Annotated in this window: 28 protein-coding genes and 1 pseudogene; 15 read left to right on the top strand and 14 right to left on the bottom strand. The window is 71.9% G+C overall.

The genetic code is table 11. From position 1 onward, the window contains the following. Positions 1-25 precede the first annotated feature (25 nt). From V6V47_RS05110 to V6V47_RS05090, 5 genes are all read left to right on the top strand, one after another. Positions 26-877: a hypothetical protein gene (locus tag V6V47_RS05110; RefSeq protein ID WP_334626790.1), complete on the top strand. Its 852-nt coding sequence runs from the start codon at positions 26-28 to the stop codon at positions 875-877. Between the two features lie 72 nt (positions 878-949). Beyond that, entirely contained in the window at positions 950-1,615 is a 666-nt protein-coding gene (locus V6V47_RS05105; RefSeq protein WP_334626789.1) for a hypothetical protein, read from the top strand. A gap of 9 nt (positions 1,616-1,624) precedes the next feature. Then, the gene (locus V6V47_RS05100; RefSeq protein ID WP_334626788.1) at positions 1,625-2,434 is read left to right on the top strand and encodes an SDR family NAD(P)-dependent oxidoreductase; all 810 of its coding nucleotides are present in this window, start codon (positions 1,625-1,627) and stop codon (positions 2,432-2,434) included. A gap of 169 nt (positions 2,435-2,603) precedes the next feature. Beyond that, entirely contained in the window at positions 2,604-3,143 is a 540-nt protein-coding gene (pyrE, locus tag V6V47_RS05095; RefSeq protein WP_334626787.1) for an orotate phosphoribosyltransferase, read from the top strand. Positions 3,144-3,200: 57 nt separating this feature from the next. Further along, a complete protein-coding gene (locus V6V47_RS05090; RefSeq protein ID WP_007454255.1) occupies positions 3,201-3,578 on the top strand; it encodes an ArsR/SmtB family transcription factor in 378 nt (125 codons plus the stop codon). Positions 3,579-3,746: 168 nt separating this feature from the next. Here V6V47_RS05090 and V6V47_RS05085 read toward each other — a convergent pair whose 3' ends face one another. Together V6V47_RS05085 and V6V47_RS05080 are read right to left on the bottom strand one after the other, a co-directional pair. Further along, positions 3,747-4,568 (bottom strand): DedA family protein, encoded by an 822-nt coding sequence (locus tag V6V47_RS05085; RefSeq protein ID WP_334626786.1) that lies wholly within the window; start codon positions 4,566-4,568, stop codon positions 3,747-3,749. Positions 4,569-4,690: 122 nt separating this feature from the next. Then, entirely contained in the window at positions 4,691-4,807 is a 117-nt protein-coding gene (locus tag V6V47_RS05080) for an LPXTG cell wall anchor domain-containing protein (protein ID WP_334626785.1), read from the bottom strand. Positions 4,808-4,975: 168 nt separating this feature from the next. On the opposite strand from V6V47_RS05080, the gene V6V47_RS05075 reads away from it, so the two are divergent. Both V6V47_RS05075 and V6V47_RS05070 read left to right on the top strand, forming a co-directional pair. Beyond that, positions 4,976-5,455, top strand: a complete 480-nt coding sequence (locus tag V6V47_RS05075) for a SigE family RNA polymerase sigma factor (RefSeq protein WP_334626784.1) — start codon at positions 4,976-4,978, stop codon at positions 5,453-5,455. A 2-nt stretch (positions 5,456-5,457) separates the two neighbouring features. Beyond that, a complete protein-coding gene (locus V6V47_RS05070; RefSeq protein WP_334626783.1) occupies positions 5,458-6,528 on the top strand; it encodes an LCP family protein in 1,071 nt (356 codons plus the stop codon). A gap of 17 nt (positions 6,529-6,545) precedes the next feature. Here V6V47_RS05070 and V6V47_RS05065 read toward each other — a convergent pair whose 3' ends face one another. Continuing rightward, complete coding sequence (locus tag V6V47_RS05065) at positions 6,546-6,758, bottom strand: hypothetical protein (RefSeq protein WP_334626782.1); 213 nt, start codon at positions 6,756-6,758, stop codon at positions 6,546-6,548. Between the two features lie 123 nt (positions 6,759-6,881). On the opposite strand from V6V47_RS05065, the gene V6V47_RS05060 reads away from it, so the two are divergent. Beyond that, positions 6,882-7,265, top strand: coding sequence for a phage holin family protein (locus tag V6V47_RS05060; protein ID WP_334626781.1), 384 nt, complete (start codon positions 6,882-6,884; stop codon positions 7,263-7,265). 146 nt (positions 7,266-7,411) lie between these two features. Further along, positions 7,412-8,437 carry a class II fructose-bisphosphate aldolase gene (gene fbaA / locus V6V47_RS05055; protein ID WP_334626780.1) on the top strand — a complete coding sequence of 342 codons (1,026 nt, stop codon included), beginning with the start codon at positions 7,412-7,414 and terminating at the stop codon, positions 8,435-8,437. A 51-nt stretch (positions 8,438-8,488) separates the two neighbouring features. On the opposite strand, the gene V6V47_RS05050 is transcribed toward fbaA, so the two are convergent. Next, positions 8,489-9,682, bottom strand: a complete 1,194-nt coding sequence (locus V6V47_RS05050) for an LOG family protein (RefSeq protein WP_334626779.1) — start codon at positions 9,680-9,682, stop codon at positions 8,489-8,491. 247 nt (positions 9,683-9,929) lie between these two features. Between V6V47_RS05050 and V6V47_RS05045 the strand changes: the two genes are divergently transcribed. Next, complete coding sequence (locus V6V47_RS05045) at positions 9,930-10,358, top strand: DUF3151 domain-containing protein (protein ID WP_334626778.1); 429 nt, start codon at positions 9,930-9,932, stop codon at positions 10,356-10,358. 49 nt (positions 10,359-10,407) lie between these two features. On the opposite strand, the gene V6V47_RS05040 is transcribed toward V6V47_RS05045, so the two are convergent. Continuing rightward, the gene (locus V6V47_RS05040; protein ID WP_334626777.1) at positions 10,408-12,588 is read right to left on the bottom strand and encodes a MinD/ParA family ATP-binding protein; all 2,181 of its coding nucleotides are present in this window, start codon (positions 12,586-12,588) and stop codon (positions 10,408-10,410) included. Between the two features lie 70 nt (positions 12,589-12,658). Next, positions 12,659-13,741: a diacylglycerol kinase family protein gene (locus V6V47_RS05035; RefSeq protein ID WP_334626776.1), complete on the bottom strand. Its 1,083-nt coding sequence runs from the start codon at positions 13,739-13,741 to the stop codon at positions 12,659-12,661. A 124-nt stretch (positions 13,742-13,865) separates the two neighbouring features. Here V6V47_RS05035 and V6V47_RS05030 point away from each other — a divergent pair, with 124 nt between their 5' ends. From V6V47_RS05030 to purD, 4 genes and pseudogenes are all read left to right on the top strand, one after another. After that, a complete protein-coding gene (locus tag V6V47_RS05030) occupies positions 13,866-15,155 on the top strand; it encodes an adenylosuccinate synthase (protein WP_334626775.1) in 1,290 nt (429 codons plus the stop codon). Positions 15,156-15,358: 203 nt separating this feature from the next. After that, a pseudogene (locus V6V47_RS05025) lies at positions 15,359-15,502 on the top strand (type IV toxin-antitoxin system AbiEi family antitoxin domain-containing protein); the annotation flags it as partial. 216 nt (positions 15,503-15,718) lie between these two features. Beyond that, positions 15,719-16,288 (top strand): DUF559 domain-containing protein, encoded by a 570-nt coding sequence (locus V6V47_RS05020; RefSeq protein ID WP_334627069.1) that lies wholly within the window; start codon positions 15,719-15,721, stop codon positions 16,286-16,288. A 114-nt stretch (positions 16,289-16,402) separates the two neighbouring features. Further along, positions 16,403-17,653, top strand: a complete 1,251-nt coding sequence (gene purD, locus V6V47_RS05015; RefSeq protein ID WP_334626774.1) for a phosphoribosylamine--glycine ligase — start codon at positions 16,403-16,405, stop codon at positions 17,651-17,653. A 93-nt stretch (positions 17,654-17,746) separates the two neighbouring features. Here purD and V6V47_RS05010 read toward each other — a convergent pair whose 3' ends face one another. From V6V47_RS05010 to V6V47_RS05000, 3 genes are all read right to left on the bottom strand, one after another. Next, on the bottom strand, positions 17,747-19,309 hold the full coding sequence (locus V6V47_RS05010) for an AMP-binding protein (RefSeq protein ID WP_334626773.1): 1,563 nt from the start codon (positions 19,307-19,309) through the stop codon (positions 17,747-17,749). 107 nt (positions 19,310-19,416) lie between these two features. Further along, on the bottom strand, positions 19,417-20,631 hold the full coding sequence (locus V6V47_RS05005; RefSeq protein WP_334626772.1) for an acyl-CoA dehydrogenase family protein: 1,215 nt from the start codon (positions 20,629-20,631) through the stop codon (positions 19,417-19,419). A gap of 1 nt (position 20,632) precedes the next feature. Beyond that, positions 20,633-21,085, bottom strand: coding sequence for an SCP2 sterol-binding domain-containing protein (locus V6V47_RS05000; protein ID WP_334626771.1), 453 nt, complete (start codon positions 21,083-21,085; stop codon positions 20,633-20,635). Positions 21,086-21,153: 68 nt separating this feature from the next. On the opposite strand from V6V47_RS05000, the gene V6V47_RS04995 reads away from it, so the two are divergent. Continuing rightward, positions 21,154-21,792 carry a TetR/AcrR family transcriptional regulator gene (locus tag V6V47_RS04995; protein ID WP_334626770.1) on the top strand — a complete coding sequence of 213 codons (639 nt, stop codon included), beginning with the start codon at positions 21,154-21,156 and terminating at the stop codon, positions 21,790-21,792. 9 nt (positions 21,793-21,801) lie between these two features. Here V6V47_RS04995 and V6V47_RS04990 read toward each other — a convergent pair whose 3' ends face one another. The 5 genes from V6V47_RS04990 to V6V47_RS04970 all read right to left on the bottom strand — a co-directional run bounded on the left by V6V47_RS04990 (position 21,802) and on the right by V6V47_RS04970 (position 26,443). Continuing rightward, positions 21,802-22,413 (bottom strand): DedA family protein, encoded by a 612-nt coding sequence (locus tag V6V47_RS04990; protein WP_334626769.1) that lies wholly within the window; start codon positions 22,411-22,413, stop codon positions 21,802-21,804. Between the two features lie 75 nt (positions 22,414-22,488). Beyond that, the gene (locus V6V47_RS04985) at positions 22,489-23,751 is read right to left on the bottom strand and encodes an adenylosuccinate synthetase (RefSeq protein WP_334626768.1); all 1,263 of its coding nucleotides are present in this window, start codon (positions 23,749-23,751) and stop codon (positions 22,489-22,491) included. Continuing rightward, entirely contained in the window at positions 23,748-24,707 is a 960-nt protein-coding gene (locus tag V6V47_RS04980; RefSeq protein WP_334626767.1) for a hypothetical protein, read from the bottom strand. The genes V6V47_RS04985 and V6V47_RS04980 overlap by 4 nt, the downstream gene beginning before the upstream one ends. 9 nt (positions 24,708-24,716) lie before the next feature. Then, positions 24,717-25,691, bottom strand: a complete 975-nt coding sequence (locus V6V47_RS04975; RefSeq protein WP_334626766.1) for a serine/threonine protein kinase — start codon at positions 25,689-25,691, stop codon at positions 24,717-24,719. Then, positions 25,688-26,443, bottom strand: a complete 756-nt coding sequence (locus tag V6V47_RS04970; protein ID WP_334626765.1) for an NUDIX hydrolase — start codon at positions 26,441-26,443, stop codon at positions 25,688-25,690. Before V6V47_RS04970 ends, V6V47_RS04975 begins: the two co-directional genes overlap by 4 nt. Between the last annotated feature and the right edge of the window lie 44 nt (positions 26,444-26,487).

The following is a 26,487-nucleotide window of genomic DNA, read 5'->3' as shown; positions in this document are numbered from 1 at the left end:
GGGCGCGATCTAGGGAAGGAGAATCGTGGTCGATTCCCAGAGCACGCCGGCCCGCCAGCGGCCATCCACCGTGACGATTTCCAGCTACCTGCTCTTCGTGTTCCTGGCGTGCCAGGTGATCAGTCTGATCCTCACTCTCAGCACCATCGGCAAGACCCGCGACGTGCTCCGCGAGGCGTACGAGGGCAGCACCGTCGAGGGCGCCGAGCAGGTGGCGGACTTCTTCTTCGCCTTCGGCCTCGGCAGCAGCATCCTGCTGCTGGTTCTCGCGGTCGTGTTGGGCGTCCTGGCCATCTTCAACAACCAGGGCCGCAACGGCGCCCGGATCACCACCTGGATCGTCGGCGGCCTCATGGTCTGCTGCGTGGGTGGCACCCTGCTCAGCGGGGCGGCCGGCAGCTTCACCACCACCGGCGGTGGCGACAGCAGCGGTGACATGCCGAGTGGCGAGGAGATCCAGCGTCGGCTGGACGAGGCGCTGCCGTCCTGGCTCACCCCGGTCAGCATCGTGATTGGCGTGATCAGCCTGCTCGCGCTGCTCGCCGCGCTGATCCTGCTGGCACTGCCGAAGTCCAACGAGTTCTTCCGTAAGCCGGCGGCCGCCTGGGAGCCGCCGACCCCGGGCGCCAGCTACCCGGGTTACCCGCAGACCACCGCTCAGCCCGGCTACCCGCAGACGCCCGGCTACCCGTCGAGTGGCGAGCCGAGCTACCCGACGACGCCGGGCCAGGCTCCCGGGCCGGAGCAGCAGGGTTACGCGCCGCCATCCTCGTCCGGGTCGGGCACCGACCGCCCGGCCGAGACGCCGCCGACGGACCGGCCGGACGACGCGCCGCCGACGGACCGTCCGGGCCCGACCCCGCCGTCAACGAGTTGACCGCTCGATAACCACGACGCCGACGATCCCTCCGAGTAGGTTGCAACCCGACGCCTACCGGAGGGATTCGTCGTGTCGTACCCGGAATCGGCACCGGCCCGCCGGCCCGTCGTGGTCCTGCTGGCCGCGGCGGTGCTGTTGCTGATGGCGGTCGCCGCACTCGCGTACACCGTCGTCGACCTGGTGGTGCTGGGGCGAACGGTCGACGCGTTCCGCTCGGCCGCCCGTGACACCTCGGGCAGCCCACAGGAGATCGACGACGTGGTGACCCTGCTGCGCGCGTCGGCGGCGCTGTCGGCGGTGCTGGCGGCACTCTCCGCGGTGCTGGTCGCTGGCCTGGCCCTCGGGCTGCTCAGCGGTCGCGCCGGCGTCCGCGTCGCCGCCTGGGTGGTCTGCGGGGTCGGCCTGCTCGCCGGCTGCTGCAGCGTGGCGGTGCTGATCGGCGAGCGGGCCGCACCGCTGCGGTTGGGTGCCGACGAGCGGGCCACCGCCGAGTTGCTGAACCTGATCGGTGACGCGTACCCGGCCTGGTGGATTCCGCTCAACGCCGGGCTTTCCGTCGGGCAAGGGCTCGGTTACCTTGTGGTGGCCGCGCTGCTGGCCCTGCCGGCGGCGAACGCCTGGTTCGGTCGGCACCGCCAGGCGACTCCGATCGTGCCGTCCGCCCCGCCCGCGTTCATGCCCGCCCCGCACCCGCCCCAGGCGGCACCGCCCGCGCCCCCGTACCCGCCCAGGTGAGGATCGCCCGTGACGCTCGACCCCACGACCACCGAGCGACGGGCCCTGATCACCGGTGCCACCGCTGGCATTGGCGCGGCGTTCGCCCGTCGGCTGGCGGCGGACGGCTGGCACCTGGTGCTGGTCGCCCGGGACGCGGGCCGGCTGGCCGAGTCGGCCGCCGAGCTGGGGTCGCTGCACGGCCGTCCGGTGGAGACCATTCCGGCTGATTTGTCCACGGACGACGGCTGCGCCGCCGTGGAGCAGCGACTCGGCGACGGCAGCCCGGTGCATCTGCTCATCAACAACGCAGGAGTCAGCCTGAACAAGCCGTTCCTCCGTTCGTCGGCGGAGAACGAGGCGCGTCTCCTGCGGCTCAACGTGCACGCGGTCATGCGGCTGACCCTGGCGGCGTTACGGCCGATGACCGAAAGGCGGGACGGGGCAGTGATAAATGTCTCTTCGGTTGCCGGATTCGGTACGGCGATGCCCGGGTCGACCTACTCGGCCAGCAAGGCGTGGGTTACCAATTTCAGCGAGTCCGTGGGCCTGTCGACGCGGCCTCTCGGCGTCCGGGTGATGGCCCTCTGCCCCGGCTACACCCGCACCGAGTTTCACGATCGAGCCGGCATCAACATGTCGAAGACGCCGGAGTGGCTGTGGCTGGAGGCCGACTACGTGGTCGCTGAAGCCCTGCGTGACCTGGGCAAAGGTAAGTCGGTCAGCGTCCCGTCGTGGAAGTACAAGGTGGCCGTTGCCGGTCTGCGGCACGCGCCGCGTCGGCTCCTCGAGGCGTTCACCCGGGACACCCGCGGCCGGATCGGTCGCGACGAACGCTGAGCCCCGACAGGTCGCCCTCGTCGGAGACGTCCGCGCCGCGACGTTGGCGCGCCGCAACCGGTCCGGTCGCTGAGCGTAGTCGTACATCGCCAACCATCGGTCCCCCGCCGGGCTGATCAGGGTGGACCCCGCATACGGCGCTCAGACTTGCGCAGTAACCTCTATCGCCATGGGGGACCGCGACGACCTGCGTAAATTCATTACCGACCTGGCTGTGGTCCACGGCCGGGTCGTGCTCTCCTCGGGGCGCGAGGCGGACTGGTACGTCGATCTGCGACGTGTCACGCTCCATCACCAGGCCGCCCCGTTGGTCGGTCGGGCGTTGCTCGACCTCACGGCCGATTGGGAGTACGACGCTGTCGGCGGGCTCACCCTGGGCGCGGACCCTGTCGCGCTCTCGATGCTGCACGCCGCCGCTCCGAGCGGTCGGGCCCTGGACGCCTTTGTGGTGCGCAAGGCGGGCAAGGCCCACGGTTTGCAGCGTCGGATCGAGGGACCGGAGGTGGCCGGCCGCCGCGTGTTGGCGGTCGAGGACACCTCGACGACGGGCGGAAGTGTGTTGACCGCGGTCGAGGCGCTTCGTGAGGCCGGGGCCGAAGTCGTGGGCGTGGCGGTTATTGTTGATCGAGGCGCCGGCGACGCGGTGCGAGCCGCCGGATTGCCGTACCGGGCCGCCTATACGTTGGCTGACCTCGGCCTTGTGGCGTAAAAATTTACCGATTCGGATCTGCTGATATGCAGGCGGATCGATGCTGCTGGTGGAAGGATGGAATACGTGGGAACTGCGTTGGCCGAAATGACTATGCCTCAGATCTCGCCGCTTGCCGGTGAGCCGATCGAACGTGCCGACGCCGAGCGTCTGGCGGGGGTCCTCAAGGCCCTTGCCGATCCTGCTCGGTTGCGGCTGCTCAGCCTGATCCAGTCGGCCCCCGAGGGCGAGGCGTGCGTCTGTGACCTGACGGCGCCGCTCGGCCTCTCTCAGCCGACGGTCAGTCACCACCTGCGCATCCTCACCGAGGCCGGCTTGCTGGAGCGGGAGAAGCGCGGTGTCTGGGCGTACTACCGGCTGGTCCCGAGTGCGATCGCGACGATCGCCGACCTGCTGACCCCGCCGCGTAAGCGGGCCACCAAGAAGGCCCGCTGAACTAGGCAGTGCACATCGTCCCGCGCCGGGACGGTGTCCGGTGGCGAGCCAGGGGTGGCGCCATCGGTCGATAACCTCTGCTCGTCCCCGGCCGCACCGCCGGAGGCCGGGTCCGAACATGCCGACGGCCGACCCCCAACCGGGGGCCGGCCGTCGTCGTACCCGAGGTCAGTGCTCCTGGCCGTGCTCCGGCCGCCGACGGTCGTGCGGGTGCTCGTCGTGGTCGAACGCCTCGCGGACCGCGTCCACCGCGCCGACGGCGCTGGCTGCCGCGACCACCGCGACCGCCTCGCCGCGCTTACGGGCCCGCCGGTCGCGGAGGAACTCGAAGAAGATCGGCAGCACCGAGATCACGATGATCAGGGCCACCACCGGCAGGATGTAGTGGTCGATCTTGTCGCCGATCGCCTGGTAGATCTGGTCGGCCAGCAGGTAGCCGATCAGCAGGATGCCGTCCACCCAGAGCACCGCGCCGACGACGTTCCAGAGCAGGAACTGTCGGGCCGGCATGCCGAGCGCGCCGGCCACCGGGTTGAGGAAGGTGCGGACGATCGGAATGAAGCGGGCCAGCACCACGGCCTTCGCCGGGCCGAACTTCTGGAAGTAGTACTCCGCCTTCTCCACGTACTCCCGCTTGAAGAGCCGGGAGTTCGGCCGCTCGAACATGCGCCGGCCGAACCGCGCGCCGAGCCAGTGGCCCAGCTGCGCTCCGATGATCGCGCAGATCGGCCCACCGATCAGCAGGCCGATCAGGGAGAGTCGAGTGCCGTCGCCGAAGATCGCGTCCGCCACCGGCGAGGCCGCCACCCCGGCGAGGAACAGCAGCGAGTCGCCGGGGAAGAAGAAGCCCACCAGCAGGCCGGTCTCGGCGAAGAGGATCACCCAGACGCCGATCAGCCCGAAGGTCTGCAACAGATCCTTGGGATCGAGCGGGTTCAGGGCGACGCTCTCCGTGAGAGCCCGGGTCTTCTCAGCTGTGTCCACGGCCACAAAGGGTACCGAAGCCCGGTCTCGTGCCGCGTCGGACCGGGCCCCCGACCACCCGGTCGGCGCTCAACGGACGATGCCCCGCCGACCAGGTGGTCGACGGGGCACCGGCGGTGCGGGGTGGATCAGGCGACGAAGCGGGTCCGCCGACGCTTGGCCACCAGGTAACCGCCGACGCCGGCGGCGAGCAGCAGCGCGCCGAGGCCGGCGACCAGGCCGACCGACTGGCCGGTGACCGGCAACGAGCCGCCGCCGCCACCCTGACCGCCAGCACTGTCACCCGCGCTGGTCGGATGGCTGCCGTCTCGAATGTCACGCTGGCATCAGGATCGTCCGAAAGGTTGATCAGCGCTGCCGCAACGTTCGGGCCACCCGCTCCCGTCATCTGAGGCAGGAGCTCAGGAGGTGCAGTGACGTACGAGGAGTTCGCGGACACGCGACTGGCCCCGCTACTGCGGTACGCGGTGATGCTCACCGGCGATCCGCACCAGGCACAGGATCTGCTGCAGGAGACGATGGTCCGGGTCCAGCTCAACTGGCGACGGGTCGCCCGAGCGGACTCGCCCGAGCGCTATGTGCGCCGGATGCTGACCAACCAGTACGTCGACTGGCGGCGTGGCTCCTGGATGCGCCGGGTGCTGCTGCGCGCGGAGCCCGACGAAGGGGTGCCAGCGCTTGCCGACCACGCCCAGTCCGCCGTGGACCGGGACCAGATCTGGTCCTGGCTGTCCCGGCTGCCGCGCCGACAGCGGGCCACGCTGGTGCTGCGCTACTACGAAGACCTGCCGGACGCCGAGATCGCCGACATTCTCGGCTGCGCCGTCGGCACCGTACGTTCGTCCATCTCCCGGGCTCTGGCCACGCTCCGGGCCGAATACGTGGAGGCCTGATCATGATCGAGGACGACCTGCGTGCCGCCTTCGCCCGGCACGAGCCGCTGACCCCGCCGACCGGCCCGCTGCGGGCCGCGATCGACCGGCTGGTCGCCCGCCGTCGTCGCCGCCGCCAACGTTGGCAGGCCGGGGGCGCGGCACTGGCCCTGCTCGGCGTGCTGGGGATCGGGGTGCCGCTGCTCACCCCGGAGCGCTCCGGGCCGCCGCAGGCCGCCGAGTTGCTCGCCGAGTCGGCTCGCCCGGTGCCGAAGGGGGCGGTGACCATCCTGCTGGTCGGTGTCGACGGCAACGGCACGCCTTCAAGCCCGCCGCGGACGGATTCGGTGCTGCTGCTGCACGTCCCGGCCGACCGCAGTCGCCCGTACCTGATCTCGCTGCCGCGCGACTTGGAGGTGCCGGTCCCGGGCCACGGCAGCCAGAAGCTGAACGCCGCGTTCTTCTTCGGTGCCAGGGATGACCGTTGGGACCTGCCCAACGGTTACGACCTCGCTCGTCGGACGGTCACCGACCTGACCGGTGTCGAGGTGACGGCTGGGGTGGTGCTGACCTATCCCGCGCTGCGCAAACTGACCGACGCGGTCGGCGGGGTGCCCGTCTGCCTGCCTCAGGAGGTGCGTTCCATCCACACGAAGCGGGTCTTCCCGGCCGGCTGCCAGCGCGTCGAGGGCGCCGCGTCGGTCGACCTGCTCCGTCAGCGGCGCGGGCTGCGCGATGGCGGTCAGGACCGGGATCGCAATGCGCGCCTCTTCGCCGCCGGGCTGATCCGTCAGGCCACCGACCAGGGCGTGCTCACCAACCCGGTAGCGCTCGCCAAGCTACTGAGCGCAGTGGGCTCGGATCTCGTGACGTCACCCGACCGGGCTGCCCTGCTCGACCTGATGCGGCTCGTGCCGACGCTCCGAACGCTGGAACCGGTCGGGCTCAGCCTGCCGGTCACGGAGCTCCGGGGGCCGCAACTGCACCTGGTCGCCGATCCGAAACTCGCCCCGGAGCTTCTGGCCGCGCTGCGGGAGGACCGGCTCGCTGACTGGGTGGCCCGCCACCCGATGTTGGTCGACGCTGCCCGGTGAGGTGACGGGGCGTCGCGTCAGCGGTAGTCGTCCTCGTCTCCGGTGACCACCCGGGCCTGTTCCATAGCGTCCCAGTCGTTGACCTCCAGGCCGCGGTGCGGCTCGGCGTCGACGTCGGCGGGGCCGACCACCGCGGCCTGCTCGACCGCGTCGGCCGGCTCCGCCTCGGGATCGCGTTCGTCCGGGGTGAGGTGGTCGCCGGGGATGAAGTCCTCAACGGGCTGGCCCATCGTCTCTCCCGGGTGGGTCGGTGCACGGTCACCACCACCGTACGGGCTGCGTCGGCGTCGCGCGCGCAAGCCGAGTCGGCGGAATCACCCCGGGGCGGCGTGGCCCGGTGCCAGGATGGTGCCGTGGGCTTCCTGATCCGGCTGCTGATCACGGCCGTCGCGTTGTGGATCACCACGTTGATCGTGCCCGGCGTCGACGTGAACGGCCGCTCGGGTGGCAACACCGTGCTCACGCTGATCGTGGTGGCGCTCATCTTCGGCGTGATCAACGCGGTGCTCAAGCCGGTGATCAGGGTGGTCGGCTGCGTGTTCTACCTGCTGACCCTGGGCCTGTTCGCGCTCGTCGTCAACGCGCTGCTCTTCCTGCTCACCGACTGGATCGCGCACGGGCTCGACCTACCGTTCCAGGTGGACGGTTTCTGGGCGGCGTTCTGGGGAGCCATCGTGATGACCATCGTCACCTGGTTGATCAGCGTCATCGTGCCGGACCGCTGGGACAACCGTTGACCGGTGCGGCCAGCCGGTCCGGACCGGGTCGGTTGTGTCGGCGCACCTCACCTACGGGATACTTCCGGGCGGAGGACAGCGCGGTCCGGCGCACAAATGAACAACAGCGGCCAGCACGGCCGAGAGGTAAGTAAGGAGCGTTCGATATGCCCATCGCTTCCCCCGAGGCCTACGCGGAGATGCTGGACCGCGCCAAGGCTGGCCGGTACGCGTACCCCGCGATCAACGTGACCTCTTCCCAGACGCTGAACGCGGCGCTCAAGGGCTTCGCCGACGCCGAGAGTGACGGCATCATCCAGGTCTCCACCGGCGGTGCCGAATACCTGTCCGGTCCCTCGATCAAGGACATGGTCACCGGCGCGGTGGCGTTCGCCGCGTACGCGCACGAGGTGGCCAAGAAGTACTCGGTCAACATCGCGCTGCACACCGACCACTGCCCGAAGGACAAGCTGGACGGCTTCGTCCGCCCGCTGATGGGCATCTCGCAGGAGCGGGTGAAGCGCGGCGAGGAGCCGCTGTACCAGTCGCACATGTGGGACGGCTCGGCCGTGCCGGTCGCAGAGAACCTGCAGATCGCCAGCCAGCTCCTCGACGAGGCCGCCAAGGCCAAGATCGTCCTCGAGATCGAGGTCGGCGTCGTCGGCGGCGAGGAGGATGGCGTCGAGAACGCCATCAACGACAAGCTCTACACCACCACCGATGACGGCCTGGCCATGGTCGAGGCGCTCGGCCTCGGCGAGAAGGGCCGCTACATGGCGGCGCTGACCTTCGGCAACGTGCACGGCGTCTACAAGCCGGGCAACGTCAAGCTCCGTCCGGAGATCCTCAAGCAGATCCAGGACGCGGTCGGCGCCAAGTACGGCAAGGACAAGCCGCTCAGCCTGGTCTTCCACGGCGGCTCGGGCTCCCTGCTCAGCGAGATCCGCGAGGCACTGGACTACGGCGTCGTGAAGATGAACATCGACACCGACACCCAGTACGCCTTCACCCGGCCCGTCGCCGACCACATGCTGCGTAACTACGACGGCGTGCTGAAGATCGACGGTGAGGTCGGCAACAAGAAGCAGTACGACCCCCGTGCCTGGGGCAAGGCCGCCGAGGCCGGCCTCGCGGCCCGGGTCGTCGAGGCGTGCGAGCACCTGCGCTCCACCGGCACCACGATGGCCAAGTAACGACGTTCCACGACGGCCGGCTCCCGCTCGGGGGCCGGCCGTCGTCGTTCCTCAGGTCGTCAGCAGCCGCACGGCTTCGCGTACGTCGTCGGTCAGGTGGATCGTCGCGGAGAGGTCACCGAACGGCGAGGCGGTCAGCAGCGGGCGCAGCAGCGCCTCCACCGGCAGCTCCTCGGTCCAGTACGTGCGGTCCAGGAAGACGTACGCGCCGCTGGCCCCGTCGGTGCCGTAGTAGGTCTTGGTGGCCGCCTGGAAGACCTCCTGCACCGTGCCCGCCCGCCCCGGCGCGAAGACGATGCCGCCCCGAGCGAGCCGCAGGATGGTGTCCTCCCGGATCGCGTTCGAGAAGTACTTGGCGATCCGCCCGGCGAACAGGTTCGCCGGCTCGTGGCCGTACAGCCAGGTCGGAACGGCCAGCCCGCCGGCCCGCGCCCACCCCGCGTCGGCGCCCCGCTGCCGCGGCAGGCCCGCGTACCGCTGCCGGACGGTCAACGCCGTGGCCGTGTACCGGTCGTGGTCGGTGAAGTCGGGCGCCGTGGCCAGCAGGTCGATCGCCGAGGTCACCTCGGCCGCCGGCTGGTCGGCCAGGTAGGCGCCGAGGTTCGCCGCCTCCATCACCCCGGGGCCGCCGCCGGTCACCACCAGCCGGTCGGCCCGGGCCAGCTCCCAACCCAGCACGGCCGCCATCCGGTACGCCGCGCTGCCGCGCCGCACGGCGTGCCCGCCCATGATGCCCACCACCGACTGCGGGCCGTACTCGGCCAGCCAGGCCCGGGTGGCGTCCGCCAAGGCGTTGTCGACTCCGTGGTCGTGCAGCCGCTGACCGAGCGCCTCCTTGACGTCGGGCAACGCGCCGCCGTGCGCCCGGTAGTGCTCGTACACCCGGTTGTCGTACATCCCGGCGAACCCGCCCTCGACGAACCCGGCGGCCAGGTCCTCCGGGGTGTAGAGGTGCGCCGGCTGGGTCGGGTACGGCAGCCCGGAGAACGGCGGCACCACGTTCGCGCCGCGCCGGACCAGGTCGGCGCCGACATCCCGGGAGGCGAACCGGCAGCCCACGAAGAGCGTGCCGGCGACCTCGACGCCGGTCAGGTCGGGCACCGGGGCCAGGTCGAGGCGCAGCCCCTGCACGGTCAGCCCGGTCAGTCGGCCGTCGGCCAGCCGCCGGTCGAACTCGTCCCGGGTCTGGATCTCGTCGGTGTGCGGTTGCGGCTCGATGACGTCCGCGGGAGGTGGGGTCGGCACCGGGCCATCCTGCCCCTGCGGGAGGGCCAGCCAAACCCCGGCCGGGGTGGAAACGACAGGAGCCCGGTGGTTGTGGCCACCGGGCTCCTGCTTAACCGGTTCCTGGGGAGGCTCCGGACCAATAGTTGTAGTGGAAATCACCTGCGGGCGGCATAGGCCGCAGGCGTGACCAACTCCTCAGCCGTTCAGGCGGGCGCATCGGCCGACCCGCTCGCGTGTCGCCCTGTCCAGCGGGTTGAATGGGACGATGCAGAACCTGTTGCCAGAGCCACCGGCCACCCTCCTGCCCGCGCACGTTGAGGCCGACGCCGCCCTGGCCGCCGCCGAACAGGCCGGCAGTGACCAGGCGTACGCCGAGGTGGCCGCCCGTTTCCCGACCTACAGCGCCGCCTGGGCGGAGCTCGCAACCCGGGCGTTCGCGCAGGGCCAGGTGGTGGCGGCGTACGCCTACGCGCGCACCGGCTACCACCGCGGCCTGGACCAGCTGCGCCGCAGCGGCTGGAAGGGCCACGGGCCGGTGCCGTGGTCGCACGAGCCGAACCGGGGCTTCCTCCACTGCCTCTACGTGCTCTCCCGGGCCGCCGACGAGATCGGCGAGGCGGACGAGGCGGCCCGCTGCGCCCAGTTCCTCCGCGACTGCGACCCGGCGGCGGCCGACGCGCTGGCCAGCATCTGACACCGGCCGGACGGCCGGTCCGGCACGAGGCCGGGCCGGCCGCCGGCGGTCACAGCCCTTCGGCGACCGAGGCGGCGATCTTCAGCCAGGCGTCCCGGGTGGCCGAGGAGAGCCCGCCGTACCGGATCGGTTCGCCGGTGTCGATGAGCCGCTCGTACGGGGCCAGCAGCACCGCCCTCGTCCGGGCCGCGAAGTGCTCCTGGATGGCCGGCAGGTCGATCTCCTTACGGGACGGCGGCATCGACACCACCGTCACCGCCTGCCGGACGAGCCGCTGCCGGCCGCTCTGCTCCAGGTGGTCGAGCATCCGGGCGGCGGTCTCCGCCGAGTCGTTACGGGCGGACATGGTGACCACCAGCTGGTCGGTGGCGTCCATCGAGGCCTGCCAGTTCTGCGCCCGGACGTTGTTGCCGGTGTCCACGAAGATCAACTTGTAGAACCGGCTGACCACCTCGCGGATCTCGGCGAACGCGGCCGCGGTGAGCATCTCGCCGCCGGTTGCCGACTCGTCCGAGGCGAGCACGTCGAACATCCCCTCGCCCTGCGAGCGGACGTACTGGGACAGGTCACCGACCCTGCCGTGCGCACCCTGGAACTGCCCGAGGTCACGCAGCATGTCCCGTACCGTGCGGGAGTGGAAGTCCTGCTGGGCCCGCATTCCCAGGGTGCCCTGGGTCTCGTTGTTGTCCCAGGCCAGCACGTACCCGCCGCGCTTCTGACCGAAGGTCATGGCGAGCAGCAGGATGGCCACCGTCTTGCCGGCACCGCCCTTCGGGTTGACCACGGTCACCTGCCGTAGCCCGCCGAAGTTGCGGCGCACCATCTCGATGTCCCGCTTGAGCTCCTGCTCGTGCCGCCCGGGCGCGAGCCGGAGCAGGCCCATCTTGTTGACGACCGCGCGGACACCCGTGGTGGCCACCGGATCGGCGGGGCGGACCTGCCGACGTCGGGCGAAGTCCTCGGCGGTCGGTGCCGCGGTGGTCTCCGGTGTCCAGGTCGCGTCCGGATAGTCGGTGGAGGGAACCTGGGCGACTGCGTCCGCCTCTTGGTACGGCTGCTGCGGTGGTGGTGGCGCGCCGGGCGTGCCCTGCTGCCACGGCGGCGGATACCAGCCCGGCGACGGCGGGAACGGCCCCGGCGGCGGAGTCACCGGCGGAGCCTGCTGCGGTGCCGGGCCGCCGAATTGCGGGGCGCCGAACTGCGTCGGGTCCGGTGGCGAAGGGATGGGCACCTGGCCGGGAATCACCGGAGCCGGCGGCGTCTGGCCGGTGCCGGCGTGCGGGGCGGCCGGGTACGGCGGCTGCGGCTGCGGGCCGGGCGGGTACGGCGGCTGCCGTTGCGGACCGGGCGGGGCGGGGATCGGCGGCGTCGCGGCGGCGGCCTCGTCGTGGGCGGTGCCAGCCGGGCGCTGCGGCGGCTGGGCCCAGGGCGACTCGGTCGTCGGCCGAGCCGTCCCGACGGCGGGCCCGTCCTCGACGGCGCTGGCACCGACGCCCCTTTCCGCCGCCGAGTCCGTCGGTGCGGGCTCACCGGGATCCGCCGGGCCGGGTGGGTCTGCCCCGGGGTCGGTCGCTGCGCGGACCGGCGGTGTGGATTGACCCGTCGAAGGGTCGGTCGCTGCGGGATCGGCGGGCACGGTCGCCGCCGGTTCGATCGGAGCCGGACGGTCGGCGGGCGCGGGTGCGATCGGAGCCGGACGGTCGGCGGGCGCGGGTGCGATCGGAGCCGGACGGTCGGCGAGCTCGGGTGCCGCCGGGGTGGTGCCGTCGGCGGGTGCGGCCGGGCGGTCGAGCGAGAACGGCAGGTCCAGGTCGACGCCCGCCGTCGGGGCGGGTGCCTCGGGTGCCGGAGGAGTCGGCGGGTCGGCCGGCGGCGTCCAACCCGGCTGCGGCGTGGCCCAGCCCGACGCGGTGCCCGACGGCCCGGTGGCTCCCCAACCGCCAGGTGCCGGAACGCCGGTGAGCGACGGGTAGTCGGACGGCGACGGTGGGGCCATGGCTGGAGCCCCCGGCTGGCCGGGAACCGGCGGACGGCCGGTCGGTGCCGGCACCGGCGGCGGCACGACCGACGGCGGCACCGCTGGCGGTGGGCCACCCCGCTGATCGGCGACCGACGCCCACGGCGGCACCACGGCACCGGCACCCGGATCGGGTGGCCAGAGTGGTTCGATGTCCCGCTCCGGCACCGGCTGCTGGCCGGGCACCTGAGCCCGGTCGGCGTTCTCGTCCATTACGGTTCCTCCCCAGTCCCTTGCGAGGATATGCGCACCGGACGACGACGGCCGGCCGGCGCAGCCAGGGTCAGATCGACCAGACCGCCCAGGCGCCCGGCTCGATCCACCAGGACCGCTTCCGGGTCAGCTCGCCCTCGACACCATCGTCGAGGTAGGGCACCTTTCCCTCCCGGGGCAGCACCGACACGGCCCGGCCGCGAGCCCGCCGCACCTCCAGGCGTACCCGTTTCCTGCCCAACGCCGAGCGGACGACCACCGGGACAGCCACCGCGACCTCGACCTGGCCGTCGGCCGGGTCCGGTGCGGCCAGCAGCGTCACGTCGCCGAGCGTCGCGTAGCCGCCGGCATTGCCGACCGCGCAGGCCAACAGCGGCTCGTCGCCGTTGGTGAGGATGGCGTCGTCCACCTCCACCCGGGCCCGCCAGTGCAGCGGCCGGCCGGAGTCGTCGGCGGCGCCGAGCAGCGCGCCGTCCAGGGTCACCGAGCCGCCGTCGTTGCGCAGCAGGTCCAGCCGGCGCGGCGTGCCGTCGAGCACGGCAGCGGCGACCGCCGCCGGGTCGCGTGGCAGCCCGAGCTGCGCGACCAGATCCTGGTGGGTGCCACCGCGTGCCGGGTCGAGCGGCAGTACGGCCACCGGCGGCAGGTCGGGCAGCGTCCGGTCACCGGGCAGGTCCGCCGGACGGCGGCTCGGCGCTGGCGCGTACCGCCGGACCAGCCGGCGCAGCACGGCGCGCAACTGCCCGTCGCTGGCCGTGGCGACGACCAGCCGGGTCTTGCTGTCCGGATCCGGCCAGGTGAGCCCGTCCGGGCGGGCCGGACCGTCGAGCCGGGCCAACACCTCGTCGATCTCCGCGTCGGAGCGGGCGGTGACCGTCTCGACCCGGGCGCCCCGGGCGTTCAGGGCGTCGACGCAGGCCAGCACCGGCACCCGGGGCCGCTCGGTGGCACACCGGTCGGCGTCGCCGCTGCCGGTGTGCCCGGTCGGGCCGGCGCTGGGCTCCGTCGGATCGGCGCTGTGTGCGGTCGGGTCGGTGCCGGCTGCCGGCTCGGTCTCGGCCTCGGTCGCACCGCCGCAGCAGGCACCGCCGCTGCCGCAGCCCCCGGGAGCGTCCCGCTCCGAACCGAGGGTGAGCAGCACCACGTCGTACACGGAAGGAGCCTCCTACCTCTCGCCGCGACCCCTGCCGGCCGCGCCGTCACTACTTGTTAACCTGACACCCCGGGCTCGCCAACCGGTCGCCACCTGGCACCCGAGCCTTCTGGAGGCGGAAAAGATGCCAGCGATCGTGCTCATCGGCGCTCAGTGGGGCGACGAGGGCAAGGGCAAGGTTACCGACCTGCTGGGTGAGCGGGTCGACTACGTCGTGCGCTACTCCGGTGGCAACAATGCCGGCCACACGGTGATCACCCCGGACGGCCAGAAGTACGCGCTGCACCTGATGCCGTCCGGCGCGCTCTCGCCGAGCGCGATGATCGTCATCGGCAACGGCGTGGTGGTCGACCCGAAGGTGCTGCTCACCGAGATCGACGGCCTGGCCGAGCGGGGCGTCGACGTCTCCCGGCTGCGCATCTCCGGCGACGCGCACCTGATCATGCCGCACCACCGGGCGCTGGACCGGGTGATCGAGCGGTACCTCGGCTCGTCCCGGATCGGCACCACCGGCCGGGGCATCGGCCCGGCGTACGGCGACAAGGTCGCTCGGATCGGAATCCGGCTCCAGGACCTGCTCGACCCGGGCATCCTGCGCAAGAAGCTGGAACTCGCGCTGCGCGAGAAGAACCAGATCCTGTTCAAGGTCTACAACCGCAAGGCGATCGACCTCGAGGCGACCGTCGAGGAGTACCTGGCGTACGCCGAGCGGCTCAAGCCGTACATCGCCGAGACCCGGGCCATGCTCTGGGACGCCCTGGACCGCGGCGAGACGGTGCTGCTGGAGGGTGCCCAGGCCACCATGCTCGACATGGACCACGGGACGTACCCCTTCGTGACCTCGTCCAACCCGACCGCCGGTGGCGCGTGCGTGGGTGCCGGCATTCCGCCCACCGCGATCAAGCAGGTGATCGCGGTGAGCAAGGCGTACACCACCCGGGTCGGCGCCGGACCGTTCCCGACCGAGCTGTTCGACGCCAACGGCGCGCACCTCCGCAAGATCGGCGCGGAGTACGGCACCACCACCGGCCGGGAACGCCGGTGCGGGTGGTTCGACGCGGTCGTCGCCCGGTACTCCTGCCGCCTGAACGGCGTGACCGACCTCGTCATCACCAAGCTGGACGTGTTGACCGGGCTGGCCAAGGTGCCGATCTGCGTCGGTTACGAGATCAACGGCAAGCGGGTCGACGACATGCCGATGTCGCAGACGGACTTCCACCACGCGAAGCCCATCTACGAGGAGCTCGACGGCTGGTGGGAGGACATCACCAAGGCCCGCACCGCCGAAGACCTGCCGGAGAACGCCCGCCGCTACATCGCCCGGGTAGAGGAGCTCTGCAACACGAAGGTCAGCGTCGTAGGCGTAGGCCCCGGCAGAGACGAAAACGTAGTCCTCCACCCCCTCCTCCCCTAACCCCCCACCCAGCCCCGCCCCGCCCCACCCCGCTCTTGCCGGTGATCAAGAGGTTTGCGTCAGGGATCCGCTCGGGATTGACGCAAACCTCTTGATCACTGAGGCGTGGCCGAGGTGTATCCAGGCGTAGGGGTGAGTTATCCACAGGGGTCCGATGTTGTCCACAGGGGCTTCGGCCGGGGTGGGTCGGTTGGCAGTGTGGGGTGGTGGGACCACACCAGCTTCTTCGCACTGTTGCCGCCGGGCAGGACGGGATGGTCACCCTGGCGCAAGCGCTGCGCGCTGGCCTGACCCGGGATCAGGTCCGACAGCTACATCGGTCCGGCAGGTGGCAGCGGCTCCTCCGCAGCTGTTTCCTACCGACGGCAGAGGTTACCGACTCGGCACTACGACGGGCACGGGTCCGGGCGGCAGTCACGAGTCTTGGCCCGAGCGCCTTCGCTGTCTTCGGCACCGCGCTCGAGTTGCACGGCATTGCGGGTCTCCGCCGGACTTCGCAGGTCCACGTCTCGGTGCCGGTTGGTCGGCCCCGGCCCCAGCGCGTTCTGGCACCGTGGTTGATCGTGCACCAGCTGAGTGTCGGTCCCGGTGACGTCGCCAAGGCTGGGGGTGTTCGTGCGACCTCCCCGCTTCGGACGGTCTCGGATGTCATTCTCGGAGTTGATCGTTACTCGGCGGTCTCGGTTCTCGACTCCGCGCTCAACCAGGACCGGATCACCGCAGGGGACTTGGCGCTGATCCCGAACCTGATCTGCGGTCGACGGGGTGCGGTTGCCGCGCGGTCCCATCTGGCCGAGGCGGACGGGCGCGCGCAGTCGCCGCTGGAGACGCGCGCTCGGCTGCGGTGTGTGGACGGCCGAGTGCCTCCGGATGCGCTCCAGTTGGAGCCGCGCGACGACGACGGGTACCTGCTCGGCGTTGGCGACTTGGGCTGGCGCGCCCCACGGGTGATAGCTGAAGCGGACGGGCGGAGCGCGCACGACACGCCGCAGGCGGCCTTCGCCGACCGCCGCCGCCAGAACCGCCTGGTCAACGCGGGCTGGGCGGTCCTCCGTTTCACCTGGGCCGACACACTCCAACCCGACTACATCCCCCAAACGATTCGCCAAGCAATCACCCGCCAACCCCTCTGAGAACTTTGTGATCAAGAGGTTTGCGTCACAAGCAGCCCCACCGTTGACGCAAACCTCTTGATCACTGGGCTGGTCAACAAGGCGGGGGGTGGTGGGGCAGTAGGATGCGGGGTCGTGCGGGTTCTTTTGGTGGGTGGTGGAGGGCGGGAGCATGCGCTCGCGCTCGGGTTGGTTGCTGATCCGGCCGTGGAGGCGCTGATTGCCGCGCCCGGTAACCCGGGGATCGCCGGGGTTGCCGAGTTGCGACCGGTCAACGCCACGGAGCCGGCGGCGGTTGCCGCGCTGGCCGTGGAGACCGCAGCCGACCTGGTGGTGATCGGGCCCGAGGCGCCGCTGGTCGCCGGGGTTGCCGACGCCGTCCGCGCCAAGGGCATCGCCGTGTTCGGTCCGTCGGCCGAGGCCGCCCGGCTGGAGGGCTCGAAGGCGTTCGCGAAGGACGTGATGACCGCCGCCAACGTGCCGACCGCGCGGGCGTACGTCTGCACGGACGACGAGAGCACCGCGCGGGCGCTCGACGAGTTCGGTGCACCGTACGTGGTGAAGGACGACGGGCTCGCCGCCGGCAAGGGCGTCGTGGTCACCGACGACCGGTCCGCCGCGTTGGCGCACGCTCGGGAGTGTGGCCGGGTCGTGGTCGAGGAGTTCCTCGACGGCCCGGAGGTCAGTCTGTTCGTGGTTACCGATGGTGAGGCGGCGCTGCCGCTGCTGCCGGCCCAGGACTTCAAGCGGCTCGGCGACGGCGACACCGGCCCGAACACCGGCGGCATGGGCGCGTACGCGCCGCTGCCGTGGGCCCCGCCGGGTCTGGTCGACGAGGTCATGCGTGACGTGGTGCATCCCACCCTGGCCGAGCTGCGCCGTCGGGGCACGCCGTTCTCCGGTCTGCTCTACGTCGGGTTGGCGATCACCGCCGCCGGCCCCCGGGTGATCGAGTTCAACGCCCGCTTCGGTGATCCGGAGACCCAGGTGGTGCTCGCGCTGCTGGAGACCCCGCTGGGCGGGCTGCTGCACGCGGCGGCCACCGGCACGCTGGCCGAGCATCCGCCGTTGCGGTGGCGGCCGGGCGCCGCGGTCACCGTGGTGCTGGCCGCGCCGAACTATCCGGCCGCGCCGCGTACCGGCGACGTGATCACCGGGGCGGATCGACCGGGCATCATCCACGCCGGCACCGCCCGCCGGGCCAGCGACGGCGCGTTGCTCTCCGCCGGCGGCCGGGTGCTCTGCGGTACGGCCACCGGCGCCGACCTGGCCGCTGCCCGCACCGCCGCGTACGCGCTGGTGGACGGGGTGGAGCTGGCCGGCTCGCAGCACCGCACCGACATCGCCGCCGCCGCTGTCGACGGCCGGATCACGATTCCCGGCTGACGCCGGACGACTCCCGACCGCCCCCGCTGCTGATTCACCGGTGAGGTGAGGTGGAGCGGCTCCAGCGCGGGGCCGGCCCTCCGAACTGGGCGGTCAGCCGTAGTAGCGGCGGAGTTCGCGGGTGAGCACCTTGCCGGTGGCGTTGCGGGGCAGGTACTTGACGTAGATCACGTCACGGGGCACGGAGAAGCGGGCGAGGTAGTGCCGGACGTACTCGCGGACCGCCTCGGGATCGAGCGCCTCGCCCGGGTGCAGGGCGAGGAAGGCGGCGAGCCGCTGGCCGTACTCCGGGTCCGGCACCCCGATCACTGCGGCCTCGCGGACCTGCGGCAGTCGGGCGAGCAGATCCTCCACCTCGGAGGGGAAGACGTTCTCCCCACCGGAGACGATCATGTCGTCGGCGCGTCCGTCGACGAAGAGCAGGCCGTCGGCGTTTAGGCGGCCGAGGTCGCCGGTGTCGAGCAGGCCGTCGCGGGTCTCCCGGGTCGCCCCGGAGGTGTAGCCCTCGAAGAGCATTTCGTTGCCGACGAAGATCCGGCCGACCCGGCCGCCGGACACCGGGTCGCCGCGGTCGTCGACGATCTGCAACCGGGTGCCGTGCGGCGGTCGGCCTGCGGTGGTGGGTGCCGCCCGCAGGTCGGCCGGCCCGGCGATGGAGGCCCACGAGACCTCGGTCGAGCCGTACAGGTTGTAGAGCACGTCGCCGTAGACGTCCATGAACGCCGGGGCCAGCCCGCCGGGCAGTGCCGAGCCGCTGACCGCGACCACCTTGAGGGGCGGCCGTGGGTCGGGCGGAGGCACCTCCAGCAGTCGTTGCAGCATCACCGGTACGGCGAAGAGGGCGTCGCAGGAGTGCGTGGCGAGCGCGGCCAGCGTGGCGGCCGGCTCGAAGCGGCGGTGCAGCACGATGGTGGCCCGCAGCGCGAAGGACATCTGGAGCGCCGCGTACCCCCAGGTGTGGAAGATCGGCGCGGCGATCAGCACGGTGTTACGGACGTGCAGCGGGATCCGGTCGATGATGGACACCAGTGGGCCGAAGCCGTTCGGTGTGGGCCGGCGGGCGCCCTTGGGGGTGCCGGTGGTGCCGGAGGTCAGCACGATGATCCGGCCGTCGTGTTCCGGTGGGCGCAGTTCTCCCGGCAGTGCCCCGGCGATCAGTTCCGCGTGGGCGCGCTCGTCGACCCGGTGCAGCTCGGCGGGGACCCCGAGGACCAGCTCGGCGAACTCGTCGTCGTGCACCAGCACCCGCAGCCGTTGCTCCTCGGCGACGGCGGCGAGCTGCGCGGCGGACAGGCCAGTGTTGACCAGGACCGCGTCGGCGCCGAGCAGGGTGGCGGCCACGATCGTCTCGATGAGGCCGTGGTGGTTGCGGCAGAGCACCCCGATCCGGTCGCCGGGCTGCACGCCGAGTGCCGCGCGTAGCGCGCGGGCCAGCCGTTCGGCCCGGTCGAGCAGCTCCTGGTAGGTCAGTTGGGTGCCGTGCTCGTCGAGCACCGCGGGCCGGCCGGGATCCCGGGCGGCGGCCTGGCGCAGCTCACCGGCGAGACTCCAGCCCCAGGTGCGCAGAGCGTTGAGCTGTGACGCGATCCGGACGGGCCGGCCGGGGGTGAGCAGTCCGCGCCGGGTCAGCGTGGCGACGACGAACGGCAGGTCCATGCCGTCTGACCTCCTTCGTGGGTGCACGGAAGGGCCCCCGGAGGGGCCCTTCACCAGGCTTCCAGTCGATCATGCACTGGATTCGCCGTGCCGCCTACCTGGTGTGATCAGCGGATCTGCATTCCGGAGATCGCCCGAGAGATGACCAGCCGCTGAATTTCCGAGGTGCCTTCGAAGATCGTGTAGATCTTGGCGTCCCGGTACCAGCGTTCGACCGGGTGGTCACGCAGGAAGCCGGCCCCACCGAGCAACTGCACCGCCTTCTCGGTGACCGACACCGCTACCTCGCCGGCCTTGAGCTTGGACATCGACCCCTCGCCGGCGGTGAACGGTCGGTTGTTACGACCCATCCAGGAGGCCCGCCAGACCAGCAGTCGCGCTGCGTCGATCTCCATCCGCATGTCGGCCAGCGCGAACGCGACCGCCTGGTTCTCGATGATCGGCCGGCCGAACTGGACCCGGTCCTTCGCGTAGTCCAGCGCGTACTCGTAGGCGGCGCGGGCCACGCCGAGAGCCTGCGCGCCCACCGTGGGTCGGGACAGCTCGAAGGTGCGCATCGCGGCCTGGCCGATGGCCCGCTGTCCCGAGCGGGCCCGGTCGAGGCGTTGCAGCAGGGCGTCCCGGCCACCGAGCAGACACCGCCCCGGCACCCGTACGTCGTCGAGGAAGACGTCGGCGGTGTGTGATGCCCGCAGACCCAGTTTGCGCAGCTTGCGGGTGGCGGCCAGGCCGGGGGTGCCCGGCGGTACGACGAACGCCGCCTGCCCCCGGGAGCCGAGCGTGGGGTCGACCGAGGCGGTGACTACGTGCACGCCGGCGATGCCGCCGTTGGTGGCGTACGCCTTCTGCCCGGTCAGCACCCACTCGTCGGCGGCCTCGTCGTAGACGGCCCGGGTCCGCATCGCGCCGACGTCGGAGCCGGCCTCCGGCTCGGAGCTGCAGAACGCGGCGACGCTCGGCGAGTCGATGTCGCCGAAGCACTGCGGCACCCACTCGACCAACTGGTCGGGTGTGCCCGCGCCGTAGATGGCGGCGACGGCGAGCGAGGTGCCGAAGATGCTCAGCCCGATGCCGGCGTCACCCCAGAAGAGCTCCTCACTCGCGATGGGCAGCGAGAGCCCGGTCGGGTCGGCCCAGCAGGTGGCGAGGAACTCGAAGCCGTAGAGGCCGACCTTGGCGGCTTCCTGGATCACCGGCCACGGGGTCTCCTCCCGTGCGTCCCACTCGGCCGCGGCCGGGCGCACGACCTCGGCCGCGAAGCCGTGCACCCAGTCGCGCAGATCCCGCTGTTCCTCGTTCAGGTCGAGCGAGAACTCAGTCATCTCAGGCCTTGGGGATGTCGAACAGGTTGGCGATGTTGGCGGCCAGGCCGAGGTCACCCTTGGCCTTCAGCTTGCCGGTCATGAACATCATCACCGGGTTGGCGCCACCGGAGACAATCTTCAGGAACTCCACCGGGCCCATGGTCAGGCTCAGCTTCGGGTCGTGCTGCGGGGTCTCGTTCACCTCGCACTTGCCGTCGGCGATGACCACCTCGTAGGTGTCGCTGCCGCCGTCCGGGCGACCGGTGATGACCCAGTGGATGACCGCGTTCGTGGAGCCGGCCCGGTCCGCGCGGAACAGCGACGGCATCCGGCCGAACACCTCGCCCAGGACCTTGCCACGCAGCTCGCCGGACATCACCTGGGCGATCTTGTCGTCCGGGGTGGACTTGACCAACTGGGCGAACTCCTTGGGGCCGACGTTGGCGAAGGTGGCCGGGTCGAAGTCAGTCATGAGGTGCCCTTCCGGGAAGATTTGGTTACTGTGGCGTAACCTTACGCACGAGTAGGTATGCTCGCAAGGTGTCCACCCCTCCCGCCTTCAAGCGCCTGCCACGGGCCGTCCGTGAGCAGCAGATGCTCGACGCGGCCGTCAAGGTCTTCTCCCGGCGCGGCTTCCACGCCGCCAGCATGGACGAGATCGCGGAGGACGCCGGCATCTCCAAGCCCATGGTCTACGCGTACCTCGGCACGAAGGAGGAGCTCTTCGTCGCCTGCCTGCACCGGGAGGGCACCCGGATGATGCACGCCATCGCGGGCGCTGCCGCTCCCGACCTGCCGGCAGACGTTCGGCTCTGGCGGGGATTGAAGGCGTTCTTCGGGTTCGTCGGCGCGCACCGCGACGGCTGGGCGGTGCTCTACCGGCAGGCCCGGGGCGAGCAGCCGTTCGCCGGTGAGCTGGCCACCATGCGGGCCCGGCTGGTCGAGGTGGTCGCCGGGATGCTCGACCACGCGCTGCGCACCGAGGGGCGCGAGGTGGCCGGCACCGATCTGGAGGTCATCGCGTACGCGCTGGTCGGCGCCACCGAGTCGCTGGCCGACTGGCTCGCGGACCACCCGGAGGCCGACCCGGAGCGGACGGCCACCCGGATGATGAACGCGGCCTGGCTCGGTGCCGGTCAGCTCCTGCACGGCGTCACCTGGCGCCCACCGAGCGACTGACGCCGTAGGTCAGTGGCGGGCGGCCCTGCGGCGGCGGCGGACCCAACGGACCCCCTCGATGCCGAGCGTGACGACCACCGAGAGCCCCACGCCGAGCAGGACACCCCGCACCGGGTCGCGTTCGAAGGCCCGCCCGCCGAAGTAACCGAGCAGCCCGCAGTACAGCGCCCAGGTGACCGTGGCGATGCCGTCGAACAACAGGAACGACCGGCGCGGATAGCGCACCGCGCCCATGGTGAGGGTGACCGCGGTCCGGCCGCCCGGCACGTACCGGGCGGTGGCCAGGATCAGCCCGCCACGCCGTTCGACCGCGCGTCGGGCCCAGTCGGAGCTGGCCCGCCGGCGGCTGCCGACGGGCAGGCGGGCCAGCCGCCTCGCGCCGCCACCCCGCCCGATGGCGTACGAGATGTGGTCGCCGGCCAGCGCGCCGAGCGCGGCGCTGACGATCACCGTGACCAGGTTGGGATGGCCACCGTCGGCGGACAGCACCGCCGCGGTGATCACCGCCGCCTCGCCCGGCACCGCGGGGAAGAACCCGTCGACCGCGGTGAGCCCGAAGATCACCAGGTACACCCACGGTGAGGTGACCGTTCCCCGGAGCACGTCGAGCAGGCCTTCCATGCCCTCATGCTCGCCGGGCGCGACCCCTCCGGTGGTCGAGTCGCTGGATCACACCCGCTATCGGACCCCGACGTGTCAGGCCGAGCAGACCAGGGCCGGCGGGGCGAGCAGCGGGCCGTGCGGGGTCTTGTCGTCGGCGGTCGGACCCCGCGAGGTCAGCACCACCGGTGTGCCCAGCTCCGCGCGCACCGCCTCGGCCCAGTCGGGCGGCGGGTCGTCGTACAGCGGGCGGGAGCGCAGCAGGCGGGCGGTGAGGGTGGCCTGCCGGTCCAGGTCCCCGGGCGGGCCCGGGGTGAGCCGGTCGGTGGTGTCGTAGCGACGGCAGATCCGCAGCCCGGGGCCGGCGAGGTCGAGGTGGGTCAGCGCAAGGCCGTCGACGCCGCCGGCCGCGGTGAGGGCGTACCGGTGGGCGACGGCGTCGAAGTGGCCGAACCGGAATCGGCCCTGCCATGGGTTCGTCGGGTTGTACGGGTCGGCCAGTGGCAGGTTCGGATTCTCGGTGACCAACGGGCCGGGCCCGTGCCGGGTGGTGACCAGTCGGAGCACCCCGATCCGGGTCGCGCCGCCGGGCAGGCCCGCCTCGGCGAGCAGGCTCTCGGCGTTGGCGAACGTGGTGGTGCTCCACGTGGTGTACGGGTGGAAGCCGTGCCACTCGTCGAGCAGCACCCCCTGCGCGCCCTCGAAGACGCAGGGCCCTTCGCGCAGCGCCCCGGCGAGCCACTCCCGGTCGACGATCGCGACCCGCCCGGCGAACCCGGTGAAGGCGGGCAGGCAGTCCTCGATCGGTGGGGCGTCCAGCGGGCCGAGTTCGGCGGTCAGCCGGTCCCGCAGGGCGGTCAGCCTGCGGCGCAGCAGCGCCGGGCTGTGGCAGTCGGCGACCCGCGGCGCGTCGTCGGGGTGGGCGAGACCGTACGCGACGGCCTCACCCACCCCCAGCCCGCAGGAGCCGTGCCGGTCGGCTCCCCGGGCGATCTCCCGCGCTCGGTTGGCGGCCCGGTGGTACGGGGTGGCGAGGAGAGCCTCCCCGTCGACGGTCAGCCGGTCGAGCGCGTCGGGCACCCCGACCGTGGCGAGGTGGTCGGCCTCGGCGGCCAGCGCCAGCGGGTCCACCACCACGTGCCGGGACAGGTGCGTACGAACCCCGGGGTGGAACGTGCCGGCGCCGAACTGTGCGAACGTGTGGTGCCGCCCATCGCGCAGCACGACGTTGTGCGCCGCCTGCGCGCCCCCGTTGAAGCGGATCACGGTGTGCACGGGCCGGGTGGCGCAGAGCCAGTCCACCACCGTGCCCTTGCCCGCGTCGCCGTAGCCGAGGTCGACCACCGCCACGTGGTTCACAGCCGGGTCACCCCGCTGGCGGTGTCGCGGAACGCCGGCAGCGTCGACACCTCGGCCCGCCGTTCCCGGCCGAGGCGCGCCAGCGCCTTCGACACGGTCCCGGTGGCGCCGGAGCCGGCGCGGTCCAGGTCGCGCAGGCCCTCGTCCAGGTCGATGGCCTGTTCGCCGAGGCCGATGGTGAGCGCGATGGTCTCGCAGACCGCGTCGAGGTCGTCGAGCACGACGGCGTTCTGCCCGAGCAGGTCCCGCCAGAAGTCGAGCACCTTGGCGTTGCCGGCGTAGTGGCTGCCGGCGGGGAGCAGGTAGTAGGTGTCCCAGTGGCGGGTCACCTCGTCGACGATCTGCCGCAGCGGGATGTCCTCGGCCAGGTCGTCGCCGATAAGGCTGGCCACTTCCCGGGCCTTCACCTGCGGGTACGCCAGTTCGTCGCCGATGATGAACAGGTAGCCGCGTCGGCCGCGCTTCTCCCAGCTGTCGGTGACCGTGTGCCGGGCCATGAAGTACATGGCCAGCTCGTACGACTCGGTCATCTGCCCGCCACCACCGCCCTCCAGCACGAACCGGCCGAGGTCGTCGTCCATCCGGTTGTCCGACTCGAACTGGCCGACCTGCAACGGCACCCGGTCGCAGGTGGCGTCGCCGATCGCGCCGAACATGATCTGCGGGTCGCTGGCGTAGCCCTGCCGTTGCAGCAGCCCGAGCAGCTGCGGCAGCTTGGTCTGCAGGACGCGCGGCACCCTGCGCATCGAGCCGGTCACGTCGAAGAGCACCGCGACGGGGGTGGACCGGGGGTGCTCGTCGGAGTCACGGCTCTCGCGCATCGCGTCGCGGGGGTCGAGCGCGGTGTGCACGGTGCGTGCCCCGCTGTCGCTGTAGGAGAAGGCGCTCTTGCCGGTGGACCGGCGGTAGCGGTCGGCGGCGTCGTACACGTCGGTGGACCAGATTCCACTGCCCATGACAGCTCCTTAGGGGGTGAGGGTGAAGGGGCGGAAGGTGCGTGGCCCGTACAGCCGGTCCAGCACCTGGTCGAGTTCGCGGAGCAGGCGCCAGGCGTCGTCGGGTCGGGCGTCCAGGGACCGCTGCCGGCAGCCCTGCGCGAAGTCGTGCAGCTCTCGGGGCGCGCGTGGCCCCATCAGCCAGCTCATGCAGCGGCTGGCCATCGCGATGTCGGTGCCCGGACCACAGGGCCGCCTGCCGGGGACCTCCTCCGGGTACCAACCCGCGTCGTGGCCGGGCACCAGCGCCGGGATCGTGCCTCCGACGGGGGCGGAGAAGCACCAGTCGACCAGCACCACGCCGTGGGCGTCCGGCTCGATGAGCACGTGTCGCGGCAGGACCGCGCCGTGCACCACGCCCGCCCGGTGGGCCAGACCGAGGACCACCAGCAGCCGCCGCCACATCCAGGCCACGTCCCGGGCGTCCAGCCCGTCGGGGTACGCGCGCCGCACCTCCTCGAGGTCGTGCAGGCCGGGTGCGGTGGCGAGCACGGTGATCCGCCGTTCGGCGCCGCTCGCGGTGTCCCGGTGCCGGAAGTCGTCGACGAGTCGGGGCACGTACGGCAGGTAGCGCGGGTCACCGCGCTCGGCGATGGTGTGCAGGGCGTGCGCCTCGCGGGCCATCAGGTCGTTGTCGGTGGGCTGTCGGGGGAGCTTGAGCAGCCGATCGTCACCGACGTCGTAGAGGTCGGCCAGGTCGCCCGAGTGGGCCGGCGCGCCGAGGCGGTAGTCGCCGAGGACGGTGACCTGCCGGGCCTGCCACCGGGTGGTGACGTGGATGAACGCGTCGAGGGCCTCGGCGCGTACCGCCGGGTCGGCCGGGAGACGGTCGGGGTGCAGGGCCGCGACCAGCTCGCGGTAGCGCCGGGCTGGCTGGTCCGTGCCGAACAGGTCGGCGTCGGTGCGGGCGTCGGTGACCAGGCGGATGGCCGCCGCGGTCCTCATCGCACCGTCTCCTCGCGGGCGGGGCGTAGCAGCGCCGGGTGCAGCAGCCGGGCGTCCCCGGCCCGGTAGAGCCGGGCGCGCGGGCCGCCCCGGGCGCCGCCGCGCTCGGTGCTGGTGCCCGTGCTCTCCACGAAGCCCGGCACGGAGAGCACCTTGCGGTGGAAGTTGCCGGCGTGCAGCGGGTGGCCCCAGACCGTCTCGTAGACGGCGCGCAGCTCACTGATCGTGAACTCGGCAGGGAGGAATCGGGTGGCGAGCGGGGTGTATTCGAGCTTGGACCGGGCCCGCTCGAGCGCGTCGTCGATGATCCGGCCGTGGTCGAAGGCGAGCTGCCGGCTGGTCAGCGCGGTCACCGGCAGCCAGATCGCCGCGTCGGCGTCGGTGCCGGCGGCCGGATCCGGCAGGTCGGGGGCGAACGCGAGGTGGGCGACCGACACGATGCGCATCCGCGGGTCCCGGTCGGGGTCGCCGTAGCTGCCCAACTGCTCCAGGTGTACGCGGCGCAGCCCTGCTCCGCCGAGCCCGGTCTCCTCGGCCAACTCGCGTCGGGCGCCAGCGGTCAGGTCCTCCTCGGGGCCGACGAAGCCGCCGGGCAGTGCCCAGTGCCCCTCGAAGGGTGGTTGGCCGCGCTGGATCAGCAGCAGGTGCAGTAAGCCGTCGCGAATGGTCAGCGCCACCACGTCGACGGTCACGGCGACCGACGGGTAGGCCCGGGGGTCGTACGCGGCCAGAAACTCCTGCTCGTCAACCATGTCTCTCTCAATCTGAGAACATCTCGCTGTGAGAACAACTTAGC

Source organism: Micromonospora sp. CPCC 205539, assembly GCF_036906815.1.
Lineage (GTDB): Bacteria > Actinomycetota > Actinomycetes > Mycobacteriales > Micromonosporaceae > Micromonospora.
Note: the sequence above shows the minus strand (reverse complement) of the source record. Positions and strands in the feature narration are given on the sequence as shown.

What these genes read in the sequence shown, in the direction of transcription:
- pyrE (WP_334626787.1), top strand. Translation starts at nt 2,604, where the DNA reads ATGGGGGACCGCGACGACCTGCGTAAATTCATTACCGACCTGGCTGTG.
- V6V47_RS05090 (WP_007454255.1), top strand. Translation starts at nt 3,201, where the DNA reads ATGGAATACGTGGGAACTGCGTTGGCCGAAATGACTATGCCTCAGATC.
- V6V47_RS05070 (WP_334626783.1), top strand. Translation starts at nt 5,458, where the DNA reads ATGATCGAGGACGACCTGCGTGCCGCCTTCGCCCGGCACGAGCCGCTG.
- V6V47_RS05065 (WP_334626782.1), bottom strand. Translation starts at nt 6,758, where the DNA reads ATGGGCCAGCCCGTTGAGGACTTCATCCCCGGCGACCACCTCACCCCG.
- fbaA (WP_334626780.1), top strand. Translation starts at nt 7,412, where the DNA reads ATGCCCATCGCTTCCCCCGAGGCCTACGCGGAGATGCTGGACCGCGCC.
- V6V47_RS05045 (WP_334626778.1), top strand. Translation starts at nt 9,930, where the DNA reads ATGCAGAACCTGTTGCCAGAGCCACCGGCCACCCTCCTGCCCGCGCAC.
- V6V47_RS05040 (WP_334626777.1), bottom strand. Translation starts at nt 12,588, where the DNA reads ATGGACGAGAACGCCGACCGGGCTCAGGTGCCCGGCCAGCAGCCGGTG.
- V6V47_RS05030 (WP_334626775.1), top strand. Translation starts at nt 13,866, where the DNA reads ATGCCAGCGATCGTGCTCATCGGCGCTCAGTGGGGCGACGAGGGCAAG.
- V6V47_RS05010 (WP_334626773.1), bottom strand. Translation starts at nt 19,309, where the DNA reads ATGGACCTGCCGTTCGTCGTCGCCACGCTGACCCGGCGCGGACTGCTC.
- V6V47_RS05005 (WP_334626772.1), bottom strand. Translation starts at nt 20,631, where the DNA reads ATGACTGAGTTCTCGCTCGACCTGAACGAGGAACAGCGGGATCTGCGC.
- V6V47_RS05000 (WP_334626771.1), bottom strand. Translation starts at nt 21,085, where the DNA reads ATGACTGACTTCGACCCGGCCACCTTCGCCAACGTCGGCCCCAAGGAG.
- V6V47_RS04990 (WP_334626769.1), bottom strand. Translation starts at nt 22,413, where the DNA reads ATGGAAGGCCTGCTCGACGTGCTCCGGGGAACGGTCACCTCACCGTGG.
- V6V47_RS04980 (WP_334626767.1), bottom strand. Translation starts at nt 24,707, where the DNA reads ATGGGCAGTGGAATCTGGTCCACCGACGTGTACGACGCCGCCGACCGC.
- V6V47_RS04975 (WP_334626766.1), bottom strand. Translation starts at nt 25,691, where the DNA reads ATGAGGACCGCGGCGGCCATCCGCCTGGTCACCGACGCCCGCACCGAC.
- V6V47_RS04970 (WP_334626765.1), bottom strand. Translation starts at nt 26,443, where the DNA reads ATGGTTGACGAGCAGGAGTTTCTGGCCGCGTACGACCCCCGGGCCTAC.